Source organism: Carboxydothermus islandicus, assembly GCF_001950325.1.
In the GTDB taxonomy this organism is placed as follows: domain Bacteria; phylum Bacillota; class Z-2901; order Carboxydothermales; family Carboxydothermaceae; genus Carboxydothermus; species Carboxydothermus islandicus.
In genome coordinates this window covers 23,161-29,593 of the sequence record NZ_BDJL01000005.1, presented here as the reverse complement: position 1 = coordinate 29,593, position 6,433 = coordinate 23,161, and the positions used below count along the sequence as shown (strand labels likewise).

The window sequence follows — 6,433 nt, the reverse complement described above, 5'->3', positions numbered from 1 at the left end:
TTTCCGGTGGCAATAGCGGAGGGGAAACACCCGTTCCCATTCCGAACACGGCAGTTAAGCCCTCCAGCGCCGATGGTACTGGGACGTTAGGTCCCGGGAGAGTAGGTCGCTGCCGGAAAATTTATACTCCCCGATAGCTCAACGGTAGAGCATCCGGCTGTTAACCGGAGGGTTGCAGGTTCGAATCCTGCTCGGGGAGCCATTTTATTTTTAGTGGTAGGTCGCATGTGGTAGGTGGTCGGCGATAATAGTGATAGGTCGTAGGTGGAAAGTGGTAAGTAAAAAAATCAATAAATAATTTGGAATAAAAAACTATTGAAATGCTGAAAAAAAGTATTTAAAATTACTTAATAGAAATAGAAAATTAAATAGACTTAAAAACGCTCCTCGATAGCTCAACGGTAGAGCATCCGGCTGTTAACCGGAGGGTTGCAGGTTCGAATCCTGCTCGAGGAGCCATTTTATTTTATGTGGTAGGTGTTAGGTAGTAAGTGGTAACAAGTGAGAAAACACCGAAAAAATAAAAATTATACTAAAATTCGACAAAAAAAGCGGAAAAATGTGGTAAAATAAAATTGGTGATGCTATTTGCAACCAATTGATGTTAGGTATTTAATACCGGGAATGAAAGTTGCTTATCCGATCATTGATGGTTATGGTCGGGTCTTAATTAACACTGGTGTGGTTTTAACTCCAGGATATATTGAACGCTTAAGAAAACTTCGCTATCAAACTATTTATATTGTTAACAGCAAATATAAAGATTTAAATAGTACTCCAACTGTTTCATTTCAATTACGGCAAAGGGCTTTGGATACTTTAGGAAAAGCCTTTTCGATAACTTCTGAAACTTTTCCGGGAAATGTCTTAACTATTGTTAACGAGGTTAAAGATATTGCCCAAGAGATAGTTCTGGAACTTGCGGAAAAAAAGAATTTATTAATAGACATTCTCGATATCCGGAATACCGATAATTACACTTTATTCCATTCTTTAAATATCGCCATTTTGGCAGCGGCAGTTGGTATTGAATTGGCAATGACCAACGATAAGTTAGTTGACCTTGTTGCCGGTGCACTACTACATGATATTGGCAAGGTAAAAATTCCCCCTGAAATTTTAAATAAACCGGGTCCTTTGGATGATGATGAATGGACTATTATGAAAAAACATCCTTTATTAGGGGTAGAATTAATTGGTGGACGAGCAGATATTAATCCTGAAGCTTTGTATCCTATACTTCAACATCATGAAAAAGATCACGGAAATGGTTACCCTCAGAGAATCCCTGGAAATTATATTCATCCGTACGCTAAAATTACGGCAGTTTGTGATATCTATGATGCGATGACTTCCAACCGCGTTTATAAACCTGCCTATCCTCCCCAGGAGGTTTTTGAGTATATATCATCCTTAGGCGGAAATGAACTTGATTATAAAACGGTACAGATTTTTACCCGGATAATTGCTGCGTATCCTGTTGGTACTATGGTGCGGTTAAGTACTGGTGAAGCGGGTTACGTTATAAAAAACTATAAAGGATTACCTGCAAGACCTCTTGTACTGGTTACGCATGTAAATAACCGAAAAGTTACACCTTATGAAGCTGATTTGGCAAGAAATTTAGATGTAGTAATTACCGGTCCGGTAAGTGAAATAGATCTTATAAAGGAAAATTTAGCGGAATTTGTTTAAGGCTTTTGTCCAACGATGGATAAAAGCCTTTTTTATTGAAAAAATATAAAAAAACCCCTTGCCAATATGAGGGAATGGTGCTACAATAAAAGTAAAAGTCAAACAAAGTCAGATGAGGTGGTGGATGATGCCTTCGCTTGCTGATTTAATTGAGCAGTATATAAAAAAATTAATTCAGGAAAGTGAAGACCGGGTGGTGGAAATTCAAAGAAATGAGCTTGCGGAAAAGTTACGATGCGTACCTTCCCAGATAAATTATGTTTTAGCAACCCGTTTTACTCTCGAACATGGCTACTTAATTGAAAGCCGCCGTGGCGGTGGCGGTTATATCCGCATCATAAAAATTGCCGACCAGGACCGGGAAGCATTCTATCAAAGAATATTTGGGGCAATTGGTGATGCCGTTTCAGAAAGTAAAGCCCGGGAAATTATTAAGGCTTTATATGAAGCCGGAAGCATTACCGAAAGGGAGAAACGGCTTTTAACAATTGCTGTTGACCGTAAAGTATTGCAGGTACCATTACCTTATCGAGATGAATTAAGAGCACTTCTTCTAAAAAGTATGTTAGCGGGAGTGCTTAATGCGGAGGAGGGGAATTAAATGTTATGTGAACGCTGCGGGCAGAATCCAGCCACCATGCACATCACCAGAGTAGTAAATGGACAAAAGACGGAAATGAATCTTTGCACTCAATGTGCCCAGGAATTAGGTCATACCTTTAATTTTTCACCCCAGCTAACATTTCAAAACTTATTAAAGGGACTTATGGGTCATGACGTTTTAGGGGATTTTAGCATTTCTGGTGGAAATATTGGTGTCACTAAAAAATGTCCTGTCTGCGGACTTACCGAAAACCAATTTATTAATTCCGGTTTCCTGGGATGCAGTCAGTGTTATGAAACTTTTAAGGACAGAGTAGAACAAGCTTTAAGAAAAATACACGGAAGTACCGAACATCGGGGCAAATTTCCGGCAAAGACTGGCGGTAAAATAAAAATACTACGCGAAATTGAAAACTTAAAGAAAGCTTTAAATGAAGCGGTGAGCAAAGAAGAGTTTGAAAAAGCGGCGGAATTACGGGATAAAATAAAAGAATTAGAAGCTTCGCTTAAAGAGTAGGGGGTGGGGAAATGAGTTTATTAACCAATAGTTTTTCTCCCTGGATGGCCGGTACCGGAACTGATGCGGATATTGTGGTTTCAAGTCGCATTAGACTTGCCCGCAACTTAAAAGATATCCCGTTTCCCCATTTAATGGATGAAGAAACCGCGAGTTATGTGACAAAAGAGGTGGAAAAGGCTGTTACCAGCAGGGGGTTTAAACAAAAATTTGGCAAGACCGAATTTTTTAAATTAGTCACTTTAGCGCCTATTGAACGACAGGTACTGGTGGAAAAACATTTAATTAGTCCCGATCATGCCGATGGCCATCCCCGGCGGGCATTTGCCTGTACGGAAGATGAGCGAATAGCTTTGATGATTAATGAAGAAGACCATATACGCTTGCAGGTTCTCCTGCCGGGATTGGAACTCAGGGAAGCATATAATATTGCCACCATGGTCGATGATAAATTAGAAGAAAAGCTGTTTTATGCTTTCTCCGAAAAATACGGTTATTTAACTGCTTGCCCTACCAATACCGGTACGGGAATTAGAGCTTCAACTATGTTGCACCTACCGGGACTAACCTATACCAATCAAATTCCAAGTCTTTTAAACAATACCGCCAAACTTGGACTTACGGTCCGGGGATTATACGGCGAAGGAACAAAAGCCCGGGGAGATTTGTATCAGGTATCTAACCAGATAACCCTTGGTTTAACGGAAGAAGAAATTATTGAGAATGTTATTTCGGTTACCCGGCAAATAATAAATCAGGAGCGAATGGCACGGGAAGCTTTATACCGGGAAAACCGGTATGCCCTGGAGGATGAACTCTGGCGTTCATACGGTATTTTAACCAGTGCCCGGATGATATCTTCCGAGGAGGCAATGAACTTACTATCAAAAGTAAGGTTGGGTGTGGAATTAAAAATACTTCCGGAGATTAAGCGGAGTGTCTTTAATGAGTTACTTGTAGCAACAGCTCCGGCTTATCTCACAAATTTAGCCCAGAGACCCTTAGATCCTGCGGAGCGGGATTGGGAGCGGGCAAAAATTATCAGGGAAAAATTAAAAACTAATTAAAGGAGGAGTGAGAGTATGTTTGATAAGTTTACCCAGAGAGCTCAAAAAGTTATTAGAATGGCTCAGGAAGAAGCAAGAAAAATGAATTATCCTTATGTAGCTACGGAACACCTGCTTTTAGGAATTATAAATGAAGGAGAAAGTGTTGCAGCAAAAGTTTTGGAAAATCTTGGTATTGATAGCCAGAAAGTTCGGGAAAAAATTTTAGAACTGGTTGGCCCCGGGGAGGGACCGATGCCGGCGGAGATTGCTTTTACCCCAAGGGCTAAAAGAGTTTTAGAGCTATCGGTAGATGAGGCGGCCCGGTTTGGCCATAACTATGTTGGAACTGAACACTTGCTTTTGGGTTTAATCCGGGAAGGAGAAGGGGTGGCCGCCCGGGTCTTGGTAAGTCTCGGTGCTGACTTAGAAAGGGTACGGACTGAAATTACCCAGGTGTTAAGTGGTGGCCCAATTCCCGGAACTTCCAACCAAGCCGGTGGGCAAGCAAAGAAGAAAACTGTTAAAACTCCCACCCTTGATGAACACGGCCGGGATTTAACGGCTTTAGCCCGGGAAAATAAATTAGACCCGGTGGTAGGTCGTGAAAAAGAAATTGAAAGGGTAATTCAAGTTTTATCCCGCAGAACCAAAAACAATCCGGTTTTAATTGGGGAGCCGGGAGTAGGTAAGACGGCAATTGTGGAGGGGCTTGCCCAGAGAATTGTGCAAAAGAAAGTTCCCGAGATTTTAATTGATAAACGGGTTGTGACTCTCGATTTGGCATCAATGGTTGCCGGAACTAAATATCGGGGAGAATTTGAGGAAAGGCTAAAAAAGGTCTTAGAAGAAATTAAAAATGCTGGAAACATTATCGTATTTATTGATGAAATCCATACCTTAATTGGGGCAGGGGCTGCCGAAGGGGCGATTGATGCAGCCAATATCTTAAAACCGAGCCTTGCCCGGGGTGAAATTCAGTGTGTAGGTGCTACCACTTTAGATGAATACCGGAAGTATATAGAAAAGGACCCGGCTTTAGAACGGCGGTTCCAGCCGATAATGGTAGATGAACCAACGGTCGAAGAAACAATTGAAATCTTAAAAGGCTTGAGGGACCGGTATGAAGCACACCACCGGGTAAAAATTACCGATGAGGCTATAGTGGCGGCTGCAAAATTATCCGATCGTTATATTACCGATCGTTTCCTTCCGGATAAGGCTATTGACTTGATTGATGAAGCGGCATCAAGAGTTCGTTTAAATGCCTTTACTGCACCTCCCAATTTAAAAGAGTTAGAAGAAAAAATTAACGAAATCCGCAAGGAAAAGGAAGCAGCGGTGGCTGCTCAGGAGTTTGAAAAAGCAGCTAAATTAAGAGACCAGGAGCAAAAGCTTAAAGCGGAGCTTGAAGAAAAGAAGAAAGAGTGGGAAAAAGAGCAAAGCGACCATTTATTATCGGTTACCGAAGACGATATTGCCCAGATTGTTTCGCAGTGGACCGGTATTCCGGTGAAAAAACTTGCCGAAGAAGAATCGGAAAGATTACTAAAGCTTGAAGAAATCCTGCATCAGCGGGTAATAGGCCAGGATGAAGCAGTAAAAGCTGTAGCCCGGGCAGTGAGAAGAGCACGGGCGGGGCTTAAAGACCCCAAGCGCCCCATTGGTTCGTTTATCTTCTTAGGTCCGACGGGTGTAGGTAAGACCGAACTGGCACGGGCATTAGCCGAGGCTTTATTTGGAGATGAAGATGCGTTAATTCGGATAGATATGTCAGAGTATATGGAAAAACACACGGTAGCTCGTCTAATCGGTGCGCCGCCCGGCTATGTTGGTTATGAAGAAGGAGGGCAGCTCACCGAAGCGGTAAGGCGGAAGCCTTATTCGGTGATCTTGCTGGACGAAATTGAGAAAGCTCACCCCGAGGTCTTTAACATCTTATTACAGGTATTAGAAGATGGGCGACTTACCGACTCTAAAGGGCGTACGGTAGACTTTAAAAATACCGTAATAATCATGACCTCCAACATAGGAGCACATCTAATAAAGAAAGAAGCCCGCTTAGGTTTTAAAAATGTAGCCGATGGGAAAAAAGATGATGATGTCAAAGAGAAATTAATGGCGGAACTTAAGCGCACCTTCCGGCCGGAGTTTTTAAACCGAATTGATGAGATTATTGTCTTCCATTCCTTAACCGAAGAACACTTAAAGGAAATAGTCCGGTTGATGCTTAAAGAAGTAGCTAAACGTTTAGAAGAACAGGAAATGAAAGTAGAATTTGACGACTCCTTAATTGAAGTAATACTTAAAGAAGGTTATGATGAAGCTTTTGGTGCTCGACCGCTAAGACGGGCTATTCAGAAGATAGTAGAAGATAAGTTATCGGAAGAACTTCTCTTAGGAAACATCAAAAAAGGAGATTCGGTAAAATTGTATGCCGAAGACGGACAAATCAAGGTAGCAAAAATTTAATCTCTTAGAAAATCCTCCCCGGGCGGGAGGATTTTCCTTTTCATGGTAGAAAAACAATGATATAATGAAATTAATGACAATTAATGGGAGCGAAATAGTT

5 protein-coding genes, 2 tRNA genes and 1 rRNA gene are annotated in these 6,433 nt (G+C 41.6%); all 8 read left to right on the top strand.

Going from position 1 to position 6,433, the window contains the following annotated elements; translation table 11 throughout:
* Positions 1-2 precede the first annotated feature (2 nt).
* Positions 3-118, top strand: a 5S ribosomal RNA gene (gene rrf, locus ciss_RS01650).
* 9 nt (positions 119-127) lie between these two features.
* Positions 128-202, top strand: a tRNA-Asn gene (locus ciss_RS01645).
* Positions 203-384: 182 nt separating this feature from the next.
* Positions 385-459 (top strand) — tRNA-Asn (locus ciss_RS01640).
* A 129-nt stretch (positions 460-588) separates the two neighbouring features.
* Positions 589-1,695: an HD-GYP domain-containing protein gene (locus ciss_RS01635; protein ID WP_075864579.1), complete on the top strand. Its 1,107-nt coding sequence runs from the start codon at positions 589-591 to the stop codon at positions 1,693-1,695.
* A 127-nt stretch (positions 1,696-1,822) separates the two neighbouring features.
* On the top strand, positions 1,823-2,296 hold the full coding sequence (locus ciss_RS01630) for a CtsR family transcriptional regulator (protein WP_075864578.1): 474 nt from the start codon (positions 1,823-1,825) through the stop codon (positions 2,294-2,296).
* Positions 2,297-2,815: a UvrB/UvrC motif-containing protein gene (locus ciss_RS01625; protein WP_075864577.1), complete on the top strand. Its 519-nt coding sequence runs from the start codon at positions 2,297-2,299 to the stop codon at positions 2,813-2,815.
* A gap of 11 nt (positions 2,816-2,826) precedes the next feature.
* On the top strand, positions 2,827-3,882 hold the full coding sequence (locus ciss_RS01620) for a protein arginine kinase (protein ID WP_075864576.1): 1,056 nt from the start codon (positions 2,827-2,829) through the stop codon (positions 3,880-3,882).
* 15 nt (positions 3,883-3,897) lie between these two features.
* On the top strand, positions 3,898-6,333 hold the full coding sequence (locus tag ciss_RS01615; protein WP_075864575.1) for an ATP-dependent Clp protease ATP-binding subunit: 2,436 nt from the start codon (positions 3,898-3,900) through the stop codon (positions 6,331-6,333).
* Positions 6,334-6,433: the final 100 nt, after the last annotated feature.